17 protein-coding genes are annotated in these 19363 nt (G+C 55.8%); 6 read left to right on the top strand and 11 right to left on the bottom strand.

Annotated elements, in window-relative coordinates:
- Genes AC6IY8_RS07450 through AC6IY8_RS07440 form a run of 3 tightly spaced genes read right to left on the bottom strand, consistent with a single transcriptional unit; the run spans window position 1 to window position 2326 of the window.
- A complete protein-coding gene (locus AC6IY8_RS07450) occupies window positions 1-1491 on the bottom strand; it encodes a monovalent cation/H+ antiporter subunit D family protein (RefSeq protein ID WP_497778140.1) in 1491 nt (496 codons plus the stop codon).
- A 2-nt stretch (window positions 1492-1493) separates the two neighbouring features.
- Entirely contained in the window at window positions 1494-1802 is a 309-nt protein-coding gene (gene nuoK, locus AC6IY8_RS07445) for an NADH-quinone oxidoreductase subunit NuoK (RefSeq protein ID WP_497778139.1), read from the bottom strand.
- On the bottom strand, window positions 1799-2326 hold the full coding sequence (locus AC6IY8_RS07440) for an NADH-quinone oxidoreductase subunit J family protein (protein WP_497778138.1): 528 nt from the start codon (window positions 2324-2326) through the stop codon (window positions 1799-1801). The genes nuoK and AC6IY8_RS07440 overlap by 4 nt, the downstream gene beginning before the upstream one ends.
- Window positions 2327-2673: 347 nt before the next feature.
- Between AC6IY8_RS07440 and AC6IY8_RS07435 the strand changes: the two genes are divergently transcribed.
- On the top strand, window positions 2674-2910 hold the full coding sequence (locus AC6IY8_RS07435; protein ID WP_497778137.1) for a metallothionein: 237 nt from the start codon (window positions 2674-2676) through the stop codon (window positions 2908-2910).
- A gap of 10 nt (window positions 2911-2920) precedes the next feature.
- On the opposite strand, the gene AC6IY8_RS07430 is transcribed toward AC6IY8_RS07435, so the two are convergent.
- Window positions 2921-3685, bottom strand: a complete 765-nt coding sequence (locus AC6IY8_RS07430; RefSeq protein WP_497778136.1) for a Mut7-C RNAse domain-containing protein — start codon at window positions 3683-3685, stop codon at window positions 2921-2923.
- A gap of 181 nt (window positions 3686-3866) precedes the next feature.
- Here AC6IY8_RS07430 and AC6IY8_RS07425 point away from each other — a divergent pair, with 181 nt between their 5' ends.
- Window positions 3867-5060 carry an alpha-hydroxy acid oxidase gene (locus tag AC6IY8_RS07425; protein WP_497778134.1) on the top strand — a complete coding sequence of 398 codons (1194 nt, stop codon included), beginning with the start codon at window positions 3867-3869 and terminating at the stop codon, window positions 5058-5060.
- Between the two features lie 41 nt (window positions 5061-5101).
- Here AC6IY8_RS07425 and AC6IY8_RS07420 read toward each other — a convergent pair whose 3' ends face one another.
- A complete protein-coding gene (locus AC6IY8_RS07420) occupies window positions 5102-6088 on the bottom strand; it encodes a BMP family protein (protein WP_497778132.1) in 987 nt (328 codons plus the stop codon).
- A 285-nt stretch (window positions 6089-6373) separates the two neighbouring features.
- On the opposite strand from AC6IY8_RS07420, the gene AC6IY8_RS07415 reads away from it, so the two are divergent.
- Window positions 6374-7411 (top strand): aldo/keto reductase, encoded by a 1038-nt coding sequence (locus AC6IY8_RS07415; protein ID WP_497778129.1) that lies wholly within the window; start codon window positions 6374-6376, stop codon window positions 7409-7411.
- A 182-nt stretch (window positions 7412-7593) separates the two neighbouring features.
- Here the strand turns inward: AC6IY8_RS07415 and AC6IY8_RS07410 are convergent, their stop codons facing one another.
- Window positions 7594-8274, bottom strand: a complete 681-nt coding sequence (locus AC6IY8_RS07410; RefSeq protein ID WP_497778127.1) for a phosphoribosyltransferase — start codon at window positions 8272-8274, stop codon at window positions 7594-7596.
- 174 nt (window positions 8275-8448) lie between these two features.
- Between AC6IY8_RS07410 and fdhD the strand changes: the two genes are divergently transcribed.
- The gene (gene fdhD / locus AC6IY8_RS07405; protein ID WP_497778126.1) at window positions 8449-9264 is read left to right on the top strand and encodes a formate dehydrogenase accessory sulfurtransferase FdhD; all 816 of its coding nucleotides are present in this window, start codon (window positions 8449-8451) and stop codon (window positions 9262-9264) included.
- Window positions 9265-9362: 98 nt separating this feature from the next.
- Here fdhD and AC6IY8_RS07400 read toward each other — a convergent pair whose 3' ends face one another.
- The 5 genes from AC6IY8_RS07400 to AC6IY8_RS07380 form a co-directional block, all read right to left on the bottom strand.
- The gene (locus AC6IY8_RS07400) at window positions 9363-10697 is read right to left on the bottom strand and encodes a (Fe-S)-binding protein (protein ID WP_497778124.1); all 1335 of its coding nucleotides are present in this window, start codon (window positions 10695-10697) and stop codon (window positions 9363-9365) included.
- The gene (locus tag AC6IY8_RS07395) at window positions 10684-12099 is read right to left on the bottom strand and encodes an FAD-binding oxidoreductase (RefSeq protein ID WP_497778123.1); all 1416 of its coding nucleotides are present in this window, start codon (window positions 12097-12099) and stop codon (window positions 10684-10686) included. The genes AC6IY8_RS07400 and AC6IY8_RS07395 overlap by 14 nt, the downstream gene beginning before the upstream one ends.
- A gap of 109 nt (window positions 12100-12208) precedes the next feature.
- Window positions 12209-14341, bottom strand: coding sequence for an L-lactate dehydrogenase (quinone) large subunit LdhH (ldhH, locus tag AC6IY8_RS07390; RefSeq protein ID WP_497778122.1), 2133 nt, complete (start codon window positions 14339-14341; stop codon window positions 12209-12211).
- A complete protein-coding gene (locus AC6IY8_RS07385; protein ID WP_497778121.1) occupies window positions 14338-14916 on the bottom strand; it encodes a lactate utilization protein in 579 nt (192 codons plus the stop codon). The genes ldhH and AC6IY8_RS07385 overlap by 4 nt, the downstream gene beginning before the upstream one ends.
- Before the next feature lie 103 nt (window positions 14917-15019).
- Window positions 15020-16870, bottom strand: a complete 1851-nt coding sequence (locus tag AC6IY8_RS07380; protein ID WP_497778119.1) for an L-lactate permease — start codon at window positions 16868-16870, stop codon at window positions 15020-15022.
- Between the two features lie 125 nt (window positions 16871-16995).
- Between AC6IY8_RS07380 and AC6IY8_RS07375 the strand changes: the two genes are divergently transcribed.
- Window positions 16996-17784, top strand: a complete 789-nt coding sequence (locus AC6IY8_RS07375) for a FadR/GntR family transcriptional regulator (RefSeq protein WP_497778117.1) — start codon at window positions 16996-16998, stop codon at window positions 17782-17784.
- Between the two features lie 45 nt (window positions 17785-17829).
- A complete protein-coding gene (locus AC6IY8_RS07370) occupies window positions 17830-19344 on the top strand; it encodes a hypothetical protein (RefSeq protein WP_497778115.1) in 1515 nt (504 codons plus the stop codon).
- Window positions 19345-19363 lie beyond the last annotated feature (19 nt).

Raw genomic sequence — 19363 nt, 5'->3', positions numbered from 1 at the left:
CTAGAAACGGCCAAAGGCGTTCACGAGTGATGTGAAAATCTGTGGGAAGAACCCCAGCGTTACGGAGATAGCCGCCGTCAAGCACAGGGGAACGACCATCACCAGTGGAGCTTCCTTGAACTCGGAGTGATCTACACCGGGCGCTGGCGGCCGGAAGAACGCACGGTAGATCACAGGCACGAAGTAGCCAGCATTCAGCAGCGTCGATCCAAGCAAGGCCAGCAGCAGGATGTTGTTGTGAATGTCGATAGCGCCATTGGCGAGATACCACTTCGTAACGAAGCCACAAACCGGCGGCACCCCGATCATAGAGAGTGACGCAACAGCGAATGCACCGAACGTCCAAGGCAGCTTGCGTCCGAGGCCATCCATCAGCGGAATCTTCTTCAGGTGTGTTGCGACGTAGATGGCACCAGCCGCGAAGAACAGCGTTATCTTCGCAAAAGCGTGGTGTGCGATATGGAGCAGTCCGCCCTTGACACCCAGTGGAGTGAGCATACCCACACCAATGATGATGTAGGAGAGCTGGCTCACGGTGGAGTACGCCAGCCTGGCTTTCAGGTCATCTTTTGTTAGCGCGATGATCGAGGCCACCACGATGGTGAAGGCCGCCAGGTATGCCGTAATAACTCCGAGCCCCAGTCGCGCCAACAGATCCACACCGAAGACCGAGAGCATGATTCGCGAGACGGAGAACACGCCTGCCTTCACGACGGCGACCGCGTGCAGCAGTGCCGAGACCGGTGTCGGAGCCACCATGGCCGAGGGCAGCCAGTTGTGCAGAGGCATCAAAGCGGCTTTGGCGAGACCAAACAGGAACAGGAAGTAGGTGATGGTTACCAGCGTTGGATTCGCGTCCGGCGGGAAGATGCCCTTGGAAATGTCCGTAAGATTAAAGTCCAAGGTGCCGCACTGGACGTAGGTCAGGATCATGGCCGGCAGCAGGAACAGCTTGCTCGTGCCCATGAGATAAACAAGGTACTTGCGCGCGCCGAGAAAACCCTCTTCGTCCTGATGGTGGGCGACGAGAGGATAGGTGCAGACCGTGATCACCTCATAGAACAGGTAGAGCGTGACGATCGTGCCTGAGAAGGCCACACCTACTGCGCCGAAGATGGCTAGCGCGAAGCAGAAGTAATAGCGGGTCTGCGCGTGCTCGTTCAGCGAGCGCATGTAACCGATGTTGTAGCAGGTCGCGAAAAACCAGAGGAAGGTCGCGACTAGCGCGAAGATTAGCGACAGTCCATCCACGGCAAAGCGGATGGAGACACCGGGGAAGAAACTCAATAGCTGACAGGTCCAAACCGAGCCACGCAGTACTGCGGGCACCATGGAAAGAACGCTGGCAAATGAGAGAGCCGCGGCGATGAAAGAGACTGCTTCGCGCCGATTAATGTCCTTTCGGCAGAGCCACAAGACAAAAGGGGAGAGGAGGGTAATACCAAGAGGAACCAGTACGCGGGTGCTTTCGATTGTCTGAGATGCGGCCATGACTATCCCCTAAGCTCCCGGGGACTGTCACTATCGGCATTCCCAAATCGCTTTGAGACAACAAGCACAATGGCGAGGACAAGGGTGGCTTCAGCTGCGGCCAGTCCCATGACGAGGAGAGCGCCAAGCTGACCCAGAATTGCGTCGGTCGGCGTGAGCTGGGCGGCGGCCACGATAGAGAGCCCTGCACCATTGAGCATCAACTCCACTCCGATGAGCATTCCCACGAGAGTTCGGCGGGAAACCAAGGCGAAAAACCCGAGGCCAAGGAGCAGCACGGCCACGGTCTGGTAATAGAGAAGCGGATTCAATTGGCGCCTCGCTTTTCAAAGGCTAGTAGCACCGCGCCGACGATTGCGGCCAGCAGCACTACTGAAATGAGTTCGAAGGGCAGGGTGTATGCCCCGAGCAGTCCTGCGCCCAGCTCAGAAACGGAAATGTTCTTGGGCGTGTCGGCTCCACGAACTCCGTACGTGCGCAGCATGAGAATCATCAGGACGGTCGGAAAGAGAAAGGCAGGTATGGCGCGCAGGATGCCTCGCCAGCCGGGTCCCGCAGCCTCGCCACCATCGGCCGAAGCGCGGGTTAGCATGATGGCGAAGAAAATGAGTACGCTGACAGCTCCGACGTAGATCAGGATCTGCATCAGCGCGACGAACTCAGCCAGAAGCAGCAGGTACAGCCCAGCCACGCCAAACAGGGAAACGACTAGACCCACCATGGCGCGCACCAGACTACGTGACGTCACTGCAAGCCCCCCGCCGATCAGGATGATGAGGGAGTAGAGGGCAAATGCAATCGGGCCAAGAGCAGAGATATAGTTCAAACGGGCCAATCTACAGCCTCCGAACCATAAATTTGAAAGCAGGAACTCGCAATTGCCAGGTTGAGCAGCCAGGCTCTCAATTTGAATTGTTTTGAGTGAGTATCTGCTCTTTGTTATACCACACAGTTGTCTGATAGGTTTCCTAATTTGTATAGCGCCGATCAGTTTTGTTTATCAAAGTGGGATGGGCGTTGGTGCTCGCTAAGGCTTTCCTATTATTGGGTCATCACTCGCCTGTACCGCGCGTTTTCGTTTGAATTCTCCGCTCTCGAGTGACAACAAGAAGAACCTGCCGAACATCCACAATTAACACTTCGGAAGCGAGCCGAGAATTCGGTTGTGAGCGGAGGAACGCTATGTCCAAGTGCGAAGTTTGCGGTAACGAATACGATATGGCTTTTGACCTGATCGCCGCCGGTGTGCGACACACATTCGACAGCTTTGAATGCGCAATTCAGGCGATGGCACCTATTTGCGAACACTGCAAATGCCGGGTAATCGGCCATGGTGTCGATGTGGGTGGGCGTTTCTTCTGCTCTGCTCATTGCGCCCGTACGGCGACCTCAGCGGACGTTAGAGATCACGCCGCCTGAGTGGCGTTGTTCAACGAGCTTGCCGTAAAGCCGAGTTCAGAAATGCCGTCATCCGCTTCTGGTGAGATCCTGCCCAGTAGATGCGATCGCAATTAGGACAGGCAAGGAACTGCTCGTAATGTTCCCGCGTCCTCGGCTCCAGTCTCTCGAACACGACTTCCTTTGGTATTGGCCGCAGCAGAAAGTTGCACTCCAGACAGCGGCTGAAAGGAAGGGAAGCATTGCTCAGGCGAAAACGCTGCAACACCTCTATCAGTTGTTGGCTGGGTTTGTCCGATCGCACGAAGTAGCCATAAACGACTTCAGATCGTTTTAGCAGGCCGATATCTCTCGTGAGCAAAATACGCCGCTCACGATGTGAAACTTGCGCCAGTGATTTGTCTTCCGCGACATTCTCATAAAGAGAGTCGAAGCCGAGAAGCCGCAGATACCTTGCTAGCCGACCGAGGTGGGTGTCGAGAACAAAGCGATGTTCAGCAAGCGGTGGGCGCAGGGGCGCAATGGAGTTGATCTCAATCCCCGTAAACACCGGATAGACCGCAACTCGATCGCCGTCTTTCAACGCTTCTCCGAAGTGAACCGCATCGCCATTCAGCAGAATTAGTGCAACCTCCGTGTGTGGCACCCCCATTGACTCGATAACGTCCTTGACCGACGAAGACAGCTCTAACTCATAAGCAAAACTGAGGTGACGACGGTCGGCGGATAGCAGATCGTTCAGCTCGGCATAGAACCGAAACGTGGCGCGCTTTTGCCGCGAAGGATTGATTCTCATTCTCGCCCTCTAACGAGCCGATGCGATTGAATCACAACTCCCGCCGGGTGACTTTGCTTTCTATGAGGCAAACTTCCGACTCATCTGCCGACGAGAAACTTCGGGCATCTCTAAAGGGCTCGGCTGCCTTCAACAGATAGCGTCTCCGGTTCAGTCCTGGGTGTAGAGCCGGATTGGGGGAATGATGAAGAGGTCTTCTGTGCTGCAGTCAAAGCCAAAACTAGAAGCCGTCTCGCCCGAGAAGGGGAAGAGTGCGCCAGCGGGCGAGTTCGCTGCTGCCGCTGGATATTCGGAGTGCGTCAGCCTCATGGATTTCGAATCTGTGGCGCAAGAGCGCATGACGCACATGGCTTGGGAATACTTCAACAGCGGTGTTGCGGATGAAATTACGTTGCGCTGGAATCGCGAGGCGTACGACCGCGTTCGGCTGCGCCCGAGGGTGTTGGTTGATGTCTCGCAGCTTGATACTCGGACAGAGCTTCTCGGTCAGCAACTACCGCACCCAATCCTGCTCGCCCCCGCGGCCGATCAATGTATGCTGCATCCCGAGGGCGAACTGGCCACGGTGCGTGGCGCGGGCGACGCAGGATGCGTGACTGTGCTCAGTTCCTTCACGAATACCCAACTGGAGGATGTCGCCAGAGAGGCGCGCGGTCCATTGTGGTTCCAGTTGTACATGCAGCGTGATCGAGAGTTCACTCGAGATGTCGTACAGAGGGCAGAGGCGGCGGGCTGCAAGGCTCTATGTTTGACGGTGGATACTCCTGTCTTTGGTGCCCGCAATCGGCAGGCGCGCGCTGGATACGCGCTCAAGCCCGAACTCTGTCGCCCGCATCTTCCGCCTCCAGCCAAATTGGCGCAGACAGGCGAGCTTCAGGTGTTTGCCGACTGGGTTGAGCCTGCGTTGACGTGGCGCGACATCGGATGGCTGAGCTCGATCTGCAAACTGCCCGTTCTACTCAAGGGCGTCCTCAATCCCGATGATGCAGATCGCGCCGTGAAAGAAGGTGCTGCCGGAATCATTGTGTCCAATCATGGTGCGCGCAACCTCGATACCGTACCAGCTTCTGTGGACGCATTGCCCTACGTGGCCGATAAAGTCGCGGGCCGGATTGCAGTCTTGACTGATGGAGGTATTCGTCGGGGCACGGATGTGGTCAAGGCTCTGGCTCTCGGCGCAAACGCGGTACTTATCGCGCGACCTTACCTTTATGGACTCGTAGCGGCTGGATCCGAAGGCGTGAAGCGTGTCGTGCAGATTCTTCGCAATGAGTTGGAGATGGCCATGGGGCTGCTTGGAAGGCGGAGCATTGCCGAGATTGACTCTTCGGTACTTTGGGATGGCTTGCCACAGAATGCCGTGCGTCGGCAGTGAGGAATCCGCTCCCGCCGTGAGGACGGGAGCGGGACAAGACATTACGGCTTCACGTGCGTTTTGCCGGTGCTGATCGCCTTAACAGCGTTGTCTCCGGCTGCCTTGACTGGCGGGTTCAGCTTGTATTGAGGGTTGTAGATGATCTTTAGTCCGCCGTTGTTGAGGTGAGCCACGTAGCTCTGTCCACCAAGCTTTCCAGCTCTACGATTGTTGATAATCTGCCTGAGCACGCCCGTCCAGTCGTACAGCTGTGAAGCAACGACGATCTGCGGAGCCAGCGACGCCTGATTCTGCTGCGTGCCGAACCACAGAACTTTGCCGCTTGCCTTTGCTACGCCGATAGATCCAATTGCTGATTCCGATGTTCCGGTAAGAACGTCAGCGCCAGCAGCCACGTGCGTCTTCGCCGCCTGTGCCATCTGGCCCACATCGGAGAACGAGCCGGTCCAGCTCTGCGCCACACGGATCTTCGGATCGACAGAGGCCACACCCTGCACGAAGCCGGAAACGTAAGTCTTGGCGTCGCCCACATTCAAAGGTCCGGTCACACCGATTACCTTGGATTTGGTCAACTTGGCCGCCAGCACGCCGTTCACGAAACCACCTTCTTCCGCGGCTGCCGTATAGGCGTACACGTTCGGGAGGCCAAAGGTCTTCACGTCGGTACCCCAGGCAAACGTGGTGCGCGGAAATTCACGCGCGACGTCTTCTACTGAAGATTCATACAGTGAGCTGTGGGCAATGATGATGTCGTAGCCCTGGCTGGCGTAGTCTCGGATGGCTGCCGCGGCATCGGGTGTCCGGAACATGTTGTCCGAGTGCGCGAGTTTAATAGCGGACTCGCCGCCCATTTCCCTTTGCACGGCTTTCAACGCGTCCCACATGGACTGGCTGAACGCCATATCTGTGGTGGAGCTCGGCATGATCACTGCAATGCGCAGCGGTCCAGCCGCCAGGGCCGGCTTGGGGCTCACGAAAGCGACGGCCAAGGCAAGAATCGCCAGAATCGACAGGTTACGAATTTTCATCCTTTGTCATTCCTCACTGTTGGATTTGGGGTGAACTTCACTTGCTGTGCCCAGTACCGACTCCACTAGCACGCGTTCGGGAACAGTTGAAAGTAGTTGTGAATGCCCGGCCAATAACACTAAAATCTTCAGCCGGCAGCTCTAAGAAATTGTGGAGTGATGATTCAATGATACAGGAGCCTGCTCTGGCGCGCGTAGCACTTTCACTCCAAAACTCCTTTGCCTAACCTGAGAGCCAGGGCAAATCGTTGCGACCAAGCCACACCTCCGAGTGTCAAATCCTACATGGAATTCAGACAGCTAGGCAGCAGTGGATTGAAAGTGCCGGTTCTGTGCTACGGAACGGCGACGTTTGGTGGCGGAACGGAGTTCTTTCGCGCGTGGGGCGAAACCGATGTGGCAGAGGCCATCCGCCTGATTGATCTTTGCATGGAGGCAGGCGTCAATCTCTTCGACACCGCCGACGTGTACTCGCAGGGCTTGTCCGAGGAGATTCTGGGAGAGGCCATTAAGCATCTACCCCGTGAGAGCGTTTTGATTTCAACGAAAGCGACCTTCGGATTCGGCGAAGGCCCAAACAGTGCTGGTTCATCACGGTATCATCTGTTGCAGCAGGTCGAGGGAAGTCTCAAGCGACTGAAAACGGACTACATCGACATCTACCACATGCACGGTTTCGACGCGTTGACCCCAATGGAGGAGACCCTGAGTACGCTCGACACCCTCGTACGTTCAGGCAAGATTCGCTATATCGCTGCCTCAAACTTTTCTGGTTGGCATCTACAAAAATCGCTCGACATCAGCGCACATTATGGCTGGACGCGGTACGTCGCTCACCAGGTCTACTACTCACTGGTGGGACGCGATTACGAGTGGGAACTGATGCCGCAAGCTTACGAGCAAGGTCTCGGCGCTCTCGTCTGGAGCCCACTGGGTTGGGGACGCCTCACTGGAAAGTTGCGACGAGGGCAGCCCTTGCCAAAAGTAAGCCGCTTGCACGAGGCCGCAAAAGGTGGCCCCATGGTTGCAGATGAATACTTATATAAGGTAGTGGACGCGTTGGACGAGGTGGCAGCCGAGGTGGGTAAAGCGGTCCCTCAGGTCGCCCTGAACTGGCTGCTACGCAAACCCACCATTTCGAGCGTGATCATCGGAGCCAGAAACGAGCAGCAGCTTCGTGACAATCTTGCCGCAGCGAGCTTTGTACTCACTGCTGAGCAGGTTGCAAAACTCGACAGTGCTAGTGAGCCTCAGGTGGCCTATCCTTACTGGCATCAGCGGCAGTTCCGGGACAGAAATCCGTTGCCACCGTCCTACAGATAAGATTCTTAACGCTTCGGCAACCCTCGACGGTTGCCGAGGCATCTTGATGATTGAAGTACGGAAAGGCCCGGACGCTCCTTGCATCACTCTTCGGTAGTTTTGGTCCGCCGCTAACTTCCTTCCTTTGAGTTTTTCTGTACCTTTCCTTCCGAATAAGCGCCCGGGCTGTACTTTCTCCACCATCACGCCGAGTTCCGCATCCTCGTTCCTGAATGCGCTTGTTCGAGCAAGGCTCGAACCTCTTCGTCCGTCGCCTGGTTGAAGTTCCGGTAGAAGGCTCCAACTGATCCGAAATCACGCGGAGTTGCGAGGCAGATCACGTCGTCCACTTCGGCGCGAACTCGTGCACAGCTATCCGGCGCGCCTACGGGTACAGCGACGATTACACTGCGTGGTCCACATGACCGCGCTGCCTGCGCTGCTGCTAGCATTGTTGATCCGGTCGCAAGTCCGTCATCCACCAGAATTAGAGTTTTGTTACGCAAATCCGGGGCTGGACGACCCTGCCGAAAATTCGCTTCGCGCCGGAGTACTTCTGCGCCTTCGCGCGCTATCACTTGTTGAATGTATTCCTGTGCGATCGGTAGTCGCCGTATGACGATCTCATTCAGAACAATGATTCCGCCGCTCGCGAGGGCTCCCATGGCGAGTTCTTCCTGGCCCGGCACACCAAGCTTGCGCACCACCAATACATCCATTGCAATGGACAACGCTCGCGAGATCTCAAACGTCACCGGAACTCCGCCGCGAGGCAATGCAAGCAGCATCGCCTCAGTATCCGCGCGGAAACGCATCAACCGGCTTGCCAATTTTCGCCCTGCGTCAGCGCGGTCTTCAAAAAGAATGCGATCAGCGTTGTACATAGGCATGACGCCTTGATCAGGATTATCTTGTAGTGCCTGAGATGCGAACCACATCCTGCGACGATGCCGGGAGCAGCACACCCCTGAGGGTGTTTGTTGCGACAGACGAACCGCGTGTATGCTCAGTTATCTAGTTTGCCCGCAAGCGCAGGCCCTTTTCGTTTTGAGGTGATTGTGATTCCACGAATGCTGTCTGTTACCGGCGTCCAGGAATGGAACAACGGTGAACTGCGTCCCGTTAACGATTATGTAGTGGCAGAAGAGCCGCTAGAAATTCGCGTTGGTCTCAGGCCAATGAGTGTGACCATGCGCACCCCGGGACACGATCTGGAACTTGCCGTAGGATTCCTTTTCACCGAAGGACTGATCACGGGACGTTCGCAGATTGCCTCTGTTCGGAACGAAGCCGATGATCGGCAGAACGGAGCAAACCGGGTTCGCATCGATCTGGTTGCGGGAGTAGAACTCGACCATGAGGCAGGTCATCGCAACTTCTACACTGCGTCAAGCTGCGGCGTCTGTGGCAAAGCCTCAATTGATGCCGTGCGCGTGCGAAGCATGAAGCCTCCTGTCGGTGCATCTGCCGTGCGTCCCGAGGTACTGTATGGGTTGCCTGAAAAGTTGCGTGCCGCCCAGCAGGTGTTCGAGCGCACCGGAGGTTTGCATGCTGCCGGGTTGTTTACTAACGATGGCGAACTGCTCGTCATGCGCGAGGATGTAGGGCGACACAATGCCGTGGACAAGATCGTAGGATGGGCGCTCGCCAACGATAGAGTCCCACTCTCAGATACGGTGTTGATGGTGAGCGGTCGTGGCGGATTTGAAATCGTCCAGAAAGCCTTGGTTGCCGGAATTCCCGTGCTCGCGTCCGTATCCGCGCCATCTGATCTTGCCGTCAACCTCGCCCGCGAATTCGGAATGACCTTAATAGGTTTTCTTCGCGGTCAGCGGTTTGTGATCTATTCAGGAGCAGACAGGCTGCAGAAATAAGCAATAGCTGCGCGAGAATAGCAAAGCTCAGAGAAGGGAATTACAAAACAGGAAAGAGAATCGCGCTGCCGTCATCTCATCGGCAGCGCGATTCTTGTTTAACTCGAGGTTTTTTCGTTGCGATAGGACTCGGCAAGCAGGGAAACGTAGTGCGTAACTTGCTGGCCTTTTCCAAAGCGGCTAACATTGTCCGTCAACTGCATCATGCAAGCCGGGCAGCCCGTGGTGACTGTTTCCGCTCCGGTTTTGTTAGCGTCCGTAATCTTCCGTTTTGCGATCTCAGTCGAGGTTCCGAAATGTGTGAGCACGTAAGATCCGCCACTTCCGCAGCAGGCATCGGGCTTTGACATTTCCCTCAGAGTCACACCCGGGATCTGCTTCAGAATCTCGCGAGGCTCACGCGCAACCTTCATCGTCTTCTTAAGGTGGCACGAGTCGTGGTAAGTGACGCTCGCTTCGACTTTGCCCTGCGGTGGACGATACTTGATCACATCAACCAGGAAGGTTGAGATGTCGTATGTGCGTTTGCTCCAGTACTCGGCTTTGGGTCCATACACCGCGTCGCCGCTGAAAATCTCCTTGTACTCGTGTTGCCACGCGCCGCCGCACGAGCCGCAGGCTGTAATGATGTATTCGGCTCCGCTGCGCTCCATTGCGTCGAGATTTCTCTTCGCGAGTTCGCGTATGGACTCCACATCTCCATGTACGAACACCGGAATGCCGCAGCAGCACTGATCCTTCGGCACCGTGACTTCGACGTTGTTCTCCTTCATCACCGAAACTACATCCATCCCTGTATCAGGATAGAAATAGTTCATCGAGCATCCGGTGAAGAATGCCGCCTTCGTCTTGGCGTTCGCAACCGGAGTCACTTCCGGAATACGGTCGCGCAGAGGCTCTTTCGCTAACGCCGGAAGGAGTCTGTTCTCGTCAAAGCCAACGCTTTGACCGATGATGGCAAAAGGCGAGCGTGGTGCAATTGTCTGCTGCCCAGCTTTGCGAAACACCAGGCCGCTGAAGGCCGCGCCAGCCTTCATTCCGGTATCGAAGAGCGCAGGGTGTTTCAGCGTTGCGAAGATGGCCTTCTTCAGCCATGGTAATCCGTTCTTGCGAACGATTGCCGCTCGCAATGACAGGATGATGCGGTCGAAATTCACCTTGGTCGGGCAATTCTGCATGCACGACTTGCAGACCAGGCAGTTGAAGAGCATATCGATGACTTCCTGATCGTCGATCGCCAACTTGCCTTCGAGTACCGCTTCGGCCACACCTATCTTTCCGCGCGCCACACCGGCTTCGGTCTTTTCCGTGGCATACACCGGGCAAACCGCCATACAGAAGCCGCAGTGCATGCACTTTTCGAGTTCCTTCTGGATCGCCTTCAGGTCGTCGTAGATTGCCCGAAGTTCGCCTGACTGCTCAGCGGGCTGCATGGGCCACCTCTTTCGTTTCCGCCGGAACCAGCTTGCCGGGATTCAGCATATGGTGCGGGTCGAGAGCGTTTTTCATCGTCCGCATCAGGTTGAGTCCGGTGTCGCCAATCTCGTTGCCCAGATACTTCATCTTGGCGATGCCAATGCCATGCTCGCCCGACAGTGTGCCGCCAAACTTCAGCGCGGTCGCAAAGATTTCATCGACAGCCTTATGCACGCGAGACATCTCGTCCGCGTTGTTCTTGTCCGCAAGGATTGTGGGATGGAGATTGCCGTCACCCGCATGTCCGAAAGTCCCGAGCACCAGGTTGTATTTGCGACCAATCTCGGTCAGCGCCAGCAGCATGTCAGTGATGTGGCTGCGCGGAACCGTCGCGTCTTCCAACACGACAGTGTTGTTCAGCGAAGCCAGAGCAGGCAATGCGGCGCGCCGTGCAGCCCAAACCTGATCGCGTTCCGCATCGGAGTTCGCCACGCGGAGCACTCCGTTATTCTCATTCACCACTTTCACCACGGCTTCTGCTTCGCGTGCGACAACTTCCTCTGCCATTCCGTCGACTTCGATCAGCAGCACGGCTTCAGCGTCAGTTGGGAGCCCGACATGTGCGAAATCCTCAACCGTGCGGATCGTCATGTTGTCCATGATCTCGAGCGTCGCCGGAATGACCTGCGCTTTGATGATGCCGGCGACACTGTTACCAGCGTCCTTCACTGTCTTGTAGGTGGCAAGCATTGCGCGACGGAACTTCGGGGTGGGGAGCAGTTTGCAGGTGATCTCAGTGATGATTCCGAGCGTTCCCTCAGAGCCGACAAACAGGTTTGAGAAGTCATAGGCAGTAACGTTCTTGACGGTCTTACCGCCAAAGCGAACACGGTCACCATTGGCCAAAACCACTTCCATGCCCATGACGTAGTGCTTCGTCACGCCATATTTCAGGCCACGCAGTCCGCCGGAGTTCTCGGCGACCGATCCACCCATCGTGGCCGTTGTTACCGTTCCCGGGTCGGGTGGATACATCAAGCCATGCGGCGCGGCGGCATTGTTCAAGTCCTGAATGACGACGCCCGGTTGCACGGTGGCCGTAAGGTTCTCCGCATCGACTTCGATAAGTTTGTCCATCTTCTGCAGCGAAAGCACGATTCCGCGCTCGACAGGAATGGTGCCTCCGCTCAGGTTTGTCCCAGCGCCGCGCGGATAAATTGCAACTCCGTTTTCGCGCGCAAGATTCACCACTGCCTGTACTTGCTCAGTTGATGTGGGCAGCACGATTATGTCAGGAGTTCCTTTTGGCACGTCGGCCGTGGCGTCGTAGCTATAGGTGGCCAGGTTGACCTTGCTCGTAAGTACGTTGTCCTTGCCTAGAATAGAGCGGAACTTTTCGATGAGTGCATGATCCAACATAGGATTTGCCTTTCAGTTGTTCAACGTTCGCTATGCAACGTGCAATCGACTTGCGATCTTTGATCATGAGTAGCGCCAGATCGACTTGACGCTCCTCGTTTGACAAGCGTTATTCCAAGCTCTCTGCCAGGCGTTGTGCTGTGTGCTGGACTTTCACGTCCGCCCCACGCTTATCGAGCCCGCCTCTGATCTGCATCACGCAACCAGGGCAATCAATCAGCAGCAACGGTGCTCCCGTCTGCTGAATGTTGTCGAGCTTGCGATTGAGGATCGGAGCGGAAATCTCGGGCAACTTGAGCGTATAAGACCCGCCCATGCCGCAGCACATATCGCTTTCCTGCATCTCCACGAGTTCGTTTCCGGCCTGCTGCATCAGCTTGCGCGGAGCCTGCTCGGCTCGCAACGTGCGCTTCAAGTGGCACGAGTCGTGGTAGGTGAATTTCGTAGTATCGACACCGGCCTTGAACTTCAGTCTCCCTTGCTCTACGAGTTCGCTTGCCAGGGTGGAGAAGTCCTTGGTCTTGGCTGACAATTTGCGTGCGGCTTCCAGCTCTTCTGTCCGTCCTGTAGCTTCCAGATTGGCGATGAAGTCCTGCTTAAGTGCCACCGTGCAGGTAGGACAAGCGGAGACCACATACTTCACGTCATCTTCAAGCAGCGCGTGAATATTGTCCGCTGCGTTTTGCGCCGCCACTTCATATGCGCCGCTGTAACGCGCCGGAGCACCGCAGCAGGTCTGACCTTCGGGGAATATCACTTCAATCCCAGCCTTGTTCAGAACCTTCACTACTGACTCGCCCATGTCCGGATAAGCGAAGTCCACCAAGCAGCCTCCGAAGAATGCGGCCTTCTCTGAGCACTTCGGCTGCTTGATCTTCTTCATGCGGTCGCGGAAAGGCTCATCGGCAATCGTCGGTAACGACCGGAACTCGGTCATGTTGCTCAGGAACATTGGCAGATGCCGAATGAATCCTTCTTTTGCAAAAGGCTTCTGTGCGATTGAGGCGGCCCGCAACATCGTGTGGAACATGCGTCTGTTGTTCACTACGGAGAAGATCGCCTTCTGCACCATCGGCTGACCCTGCTCCACCGCAAGGCGGCGACGCAGTTCAAGGATGAGATCAGGGATGTCGATCTTGCCTGGACAAACGTCCTTGCAGTTCCCGCACTGGATACAGAGGCTCTGAATCTCATCCGACTCCTTCAGTGCGCCGAACCACGCGGTAAGAATCGTTCCGATACCGCCGGTATAGACCTTCCCGAAAACATGCCCGCCAACCAGCCGGAACACTGGACACACGTTCAGGCACGATGCACAGCGGATGCATTGCAGCGCCTGCTTAAACTGCGGATCTGCCGCCATCTCCGTCCGACGGTTGTCCATCAGGATGATGTGCAGCTCTTTCGGCGTGCCATCTGTATTCGGCACTGGTCCGCTGATGATCGACACGTAGCTCGTGAGAAGCTGAGCGGTCGCGCTCTTCGGAAGGGCCGTGAGAATCGGCGCGATGTCCTGGAAGCGCTCGATCAGCTTCTCCAACCCGATAACGGCCACATGGATCTTGGGCAGTGTGGTTGTAAGTCTCGCGTTGCCTTCGTTGGTGACGATTACGATGCTTCCGGTTTCGGCCACGGCAATGTTTGCGCCGCTGATTCCCATGTCTGCCGCAAGGAACTTCGAACGCAGCTTCCCGCGTGCAAACTTCACCAACTTTGGAATGTCTGGTTTCTGGCCGTCCTCGACCTTGTCGCTGAAGACTTCAGCGACCTCTTCCTTCGTCATGTGGATAGCGGGCATCACCATATGTGAGGGAGTCTGGCCCGCGAGCTGGATGATCCATTCGCCAAGGTCGCTCTCCTGCACTTCGATTCCTGCCTGCTCCAGGTACTTATTGAGATGAATCTCCTCCGTTGCCATCGATTTCGATTTGACGATGCTCTTTACGCCGCGTTCCTGCGCAAGGCGGAGGATGTACTCCTTCACTTCCTTTGGGCTGTTCGTGCGGAATACCTTTGTCCCGCGCGCCTCGGCGGCACGAGCAAACTTGTCTGCTAGTTCATCCAGGTGCCCGGCAGCTTCGGACTTCACGCCAGCAATCTGTGTACGCAGCGCCTCAAAATCGATACCTTCATATGCCTTTGCGCGTCCGGCGCGATAAGCGACCGAGAAGTTTCCCAGAGCTCCTGTCAGGCTGGGATTCGACAAAGCATCGAGAATCTGTTGCTTGAATTCCTGTTTCACGCCGCCACCTCCATATCGTCCACCATGACGATTACGAGCCGCTCAGGGCCATGCACGCCAATTGTCAGCACGCGTTCGATGTCAGCAGTACGGCTAGGCCCGGTGATGAACGAAAGATATGCAGACTTACGCGGATCAATGCGCGTGAGCACTGCGGGAATATCCGGGAGCAGAGCAGCCGTAGGAATGATTGCAATATGAACCAATGGAAGAGTTGACACCAGGCGGGTTTCCACCGAATCGCATGCTTGTACGAGAGTTCCGGTGTTGGCTAGCGCCCACTCCATCTCGCTGATGCCGACTTTTGCGTCAGCCGCGAGTTCGCGAGTAACAGCGAACGTCAGTCCTGGAACGGCACTTTCAAGTTTTTGCTTTTCAGATTCCTTAAGCATGGGACCTGCGGCCCACACAGCGTAGGAATGGGGCTCATCGCTTACGCCTTCCTGATGCAGGAGGCTAACGATCAATTCCATCGCCAGTTCTTTGGTCGCGACTCTTTGTACCTGTGCGCTGACGGCTTCAGCACGCATTTTGAACGATTCGAACAGTGCGGGACACTCTGCAATTGCGCTCATGGAATCCTCTGAATCGGCGGGCAGCTCTACGCCGCCCGCCGAAATCACTTGCCCGTGCACCGCAATCCCCCTTGGGGGAGAAAGGGAAATTGCGATTCTTTGCTTAGTGCACTACGAGTTGGGTGAACGGATACACGTACGCCATCATGAAGATCAGCGCACCCACCAAGGCAGCCAACGCCAGAGAGTGCAGGAAGACGTAACGCAGAATGCTGCCTTCATGCCCATACCACTGCGTTGCAGTCGAGGCGACAACGATGCTCTGCGCATCGATCATCTTGCCCATGACGCCGCCAGTCGTGTTCGCGGCAGCCATCAGCTCGGGCGAGACGCCGATCTGCTGCGCCGTGATCTTCTGTAGACTGCCGAACAGCACGTTGGACGAGGTGTCGGAACCAGTCACCGCCACGCCCATCCAGCCCAACATCGTGCCGAAGAATGGGTATAGGTGTCCTGTACGTGCGAATGCCAAGCCAAGGCACGCGTCCAGACCCGAGTAGCGTGTGAGCATGCCGATCCCGAGCATGGCCGCAATTGTCAGAAGGGAGAAGCGTACCTTCACGATTGTGTGGCCAAAGACAGACAGTATCTTTCCCAAACTCTGTCCCATGATCAGGCCGGAGATGATCGCCGCCAGCAGAATGCCGGTACCGGTGGCGCTTACCCAGTTCAAGCCGAAGATCGCGCCTTCTTTAGTTGGCTTTGGCACCACAGGCTGAACGCGTTCCACTGCATTGTGCAGCACTGTGACTTTGAACTGTGGGTTGGTGATTTCGCTTGGCTTCGTGGCCCAACTTGCCGTTGAGGTGAAAACCTTCTCCGGCGTGTTCATGTAGAGCTTTCCGGTCTGCGTACCCCAAATGAAGACAATCACGCTGAGAATGACCCAGGGAACCCATGCCTGCGTAATTTCCTTGCGGGAGTAAACCGGCTGAACATGACCCCTTTCAGCTGCGGCCTGTTCTTCTTCCTCTTGCCCTTCAAACTTCCAAATCTTCTTCGGCTTCCAGATCAGCAGGAACCCAGTGAGGCAGACCATGGACACAACCGCTGCGGTGACGTTTACCACCCAGGGGCCATGCATGTTGGATACGAGAAGCTGAGGAATTGCAAAGGTAACACCTGCGACCAGGATCGCGGGCCAGACTTCGATCATGCCTTTAAAGCCGGCAAAGGCCCAGACGAGCCAGAAGGGAACCAGGATGCAGAACGGGGTCAGGATGCGTCCCGCCATTGCCGACAGCACCACTTCGCTGAAGCCGGTAACTTTGGCAAGAGCAATAATCGGGGTGCCCAATGCACCGAAAGCAACTGGTGCCGTGTTGGCGATCAGCGACAGACCGGAAGCCTGTAGCGGACGGAAGCCAAGTCCGATGAGCAACGCTGCCGTCACTGCGACAGGAGTGCCGAACCCGGCGGCGCCTTCAAAGAATGCGCCAAAGCAGAAAGCGATCAGCAGCAACTGCAAGCGGCGATCTTTTGTGATGCCCGTCAAGCTATGCTGCAGGACCGTAAAGCGGCCCGACTCTACCGTCAACTGGTACATGAAGATGACGTTGAGAACGATCCAGCCAATAGGGAACAACCCATAGCCTGCACCGTAGACAGCGGTGGCCGCCGCGAGCCGCGCTGGCATATGAAAGCCGATGATTGCGGTAAGTAAGGCGGCGGTCAATCCAGCAAGTGCAGCATAGTGTGCCTTGACGTGACCGAAAGCGAGAGTGCCCAACAGCACCACGATTGGAATCGCGGCGATTAGAGTGGAAAGGAACCAGTGCCCTGTTGGATTGTAGTTCTGCTGCCAGGCGCTACTTAGAGCAGGTGCCCGCAGAATGATTACGGAAGCGACTACGCCCAGCACCACAACGAGTGCTGCTGCAACGTAATTCGGTTTGGGCTGAGATGGCGTGGGGGCTTTTCGAGCTGAACTTGGGGATACGGTCGTGGCGCTCAAGTAAGAACCTCCATTGCAGGCCTGTGGGGCAGGGTCCGTCCTCCAAAACCCTTTTTCCATCACTCAGGTCGCCTGACAATTGCGGAGACATTACTACACGTCAGGTTGTCAGACAAGATGAATTTATGATTGACCAAAATATTTTTTATACCTATCCTGACCGGGTTGAGCCTATGGTTTCCAAGTCATTGAATGCACTAGGTCCGGTTACCCGAGCTACCTTGAGCGAACAGGTAGCGAAGCAGTTGGCCACCCGAATCACCACCGGAGATTGGAAGGCGGGTGAGAAGCTTCCCTCCGAGGCGGAACTGTGCTCTGCGTTCAGCGTAGGTCGTTCGACGCTCCGCGAGGCACTTACTTCGTTGGCTTTCATCGGGCTTATCCGTGTTCGCGCAGGTGGCGGCAGCTACGTCGCCGAAACGCCCTCCGCCTACTTCACAACACCATGGCTAAACTCCGGACTGCTTGCGGATAAAGAAACACTGTCCGACTTTGTCGAGGCTCGCCTGATTCTCGAAGGTGAGGTTGCCGCGCTTTGTGCCGAGCGCATTACTCAGCAGGAGCTAGTGGAACTCGAGCTATTGTTGCGACGCATGAAGACCGCGATGTCAGACTCATCTGAATTCGCAAAGCTAGATCTTGCTTTCCACCTTGCAATCGGGAAGGGTGCCAAGAATGAAGCGCTCAACTCAATTCTTTGCGGGGTGCGCGAGAGGACGATGGAGTTGATTGCCAAGAGCCTGCTCGTCGAGGAGGCGATGGATACTGCTCTGCGTGGGCATTCCCGGATCGTCCAGGCAATCCGGCAGCACAGTCCTGCCAGAGCCCGCGAAGCCATGCGCCATCACCTGCAATCGTTCCAACGTGGTTATCAGGTTCTGTTTGATGGGGCGGACTCGAAAAAGACCGCTTGAAGATCAGAGTTCCCAAGAACAATAAATAGGATATCTTCAAACTTGATGAGTACTGAGATCGAGAAGCTCAGGGTGTCTCAATCGACCACCCCCAACTCGGAACCTCGCCCCGAATTACCGAAGCGATGGTCCCTGCTGTCGTTTCCTTCAGTACTGACTTGTTCCCTGGCATACCTTGTCTTCATTCTTTGTCGCCGTAATATTGCAGATCCTGATCTGTGGTGGCACTTACGCAACGCTGAGCGGCTGTTCTCAACAGGTCATCTTCCGGTTGCAGATCTCTACTCGTACACGGTTCCGGGAGCGCCTATTGTTCCGTTCGAGTGGTTGTCGGAGGTCCCCTACTACCTCGCTTACAAGTGGGGTGGGCTCAATGCAATCTTTGTGTTGGTCTTTGTACTTTGCACTGCGATAGTTCTGGGCATATTTCGCCTCAGTTATCTGCAAAGTCGCGATATTAAAAACTCATTTGTGATCTCCGTAGGCGCAGCGGTGATGGCAGCCGTATCCATCGGCGCCAGAACCCTTCTGTTCGGTTGGCTGTTCCTGGTTGCCCTACTGCTCATTCTTGAGTCCGCACGACAGGGGAACTTGCGTCGCCTCTGGATGGTTCCACTGCTTTTCTGTGCTTGGATAAACTCGCATGGTTCCTGGCCAATGGGAATCGTGGTGTTCGGCATTTTCATCGCTTCCGGATTATTGGAAGGGAAGTGGGGAAATGCTTTCGCGACGCTATGGTCACCGAAGCAACTGCGCAGTCTTTTCCTCACGGCTGGTGTAACGGTCTGTGCGCTTTTTCTGAACCCGCTCGGGTACCAACTGGTCTTCTATCCCTTCCAGGCGATGTTTGGAAAGCATGCAAGTGTCAATAGTGTGGAGGAATTTGCCTCGATCAATTTCCATACCAGTTGGGGCAAGGTCGCCATCCTCATGATCGTTGGCTGCTTGCTCATCGCGATCTTCTCGTCTATCCGTTGGCGACTGGACGAAATAGGGTTTGCGATTGTGGCGCTCTATTTCTCGCTGACGTACATTCGATTCATGTTTCTGGCTGGAATCTTACTTGCTCCGATCTTTGCAAGGCGGCTTGATCTGATGGGCCCGTACGATGCTCGGTCAGACAAGCGCTTCAACAATGCAATTGCACTCGGAGTGTTGTTTTGTTTGTTCATGGTAAGCATGCCTCGCGATTCCAATTTCGTTCGAACAGTGGATTATCCAGACGGGGCAGTCGCCTTCATGAAGGCTCACGGTATCAAGGACCGTGTCTTTCATGAATATGTCTGGGGAGGATACCTGATCTGGCATGCGCCGGAGATAAAGGTGTTTGTGGATGGCCGCTTTGATCCCTACGCTCCCAGCGGCGTCTTCAAAGATTACTGGTCGGTCGTTACAAATCAGGATTCGAGTGAGGTACTGAGCAAATATCAGGTTCAGTACGTTCTAATGCCTACCGATAGTACCCTTGCGAAATATTTGCAGAGTGAGGCGAAGTGGACTGTGCTCTACCAAGACAAGACGAGCGTTCTACTCAGGCGCCCTGTCGTTTCTCTGACTTGAATTACGTCGCTGTCCCGGA

This window comes from Koromonas soli (genome assembly GCF_059726265.1).
This window is presented reverse-complemented; position numbering and strand designations above follow the sequence as displayed.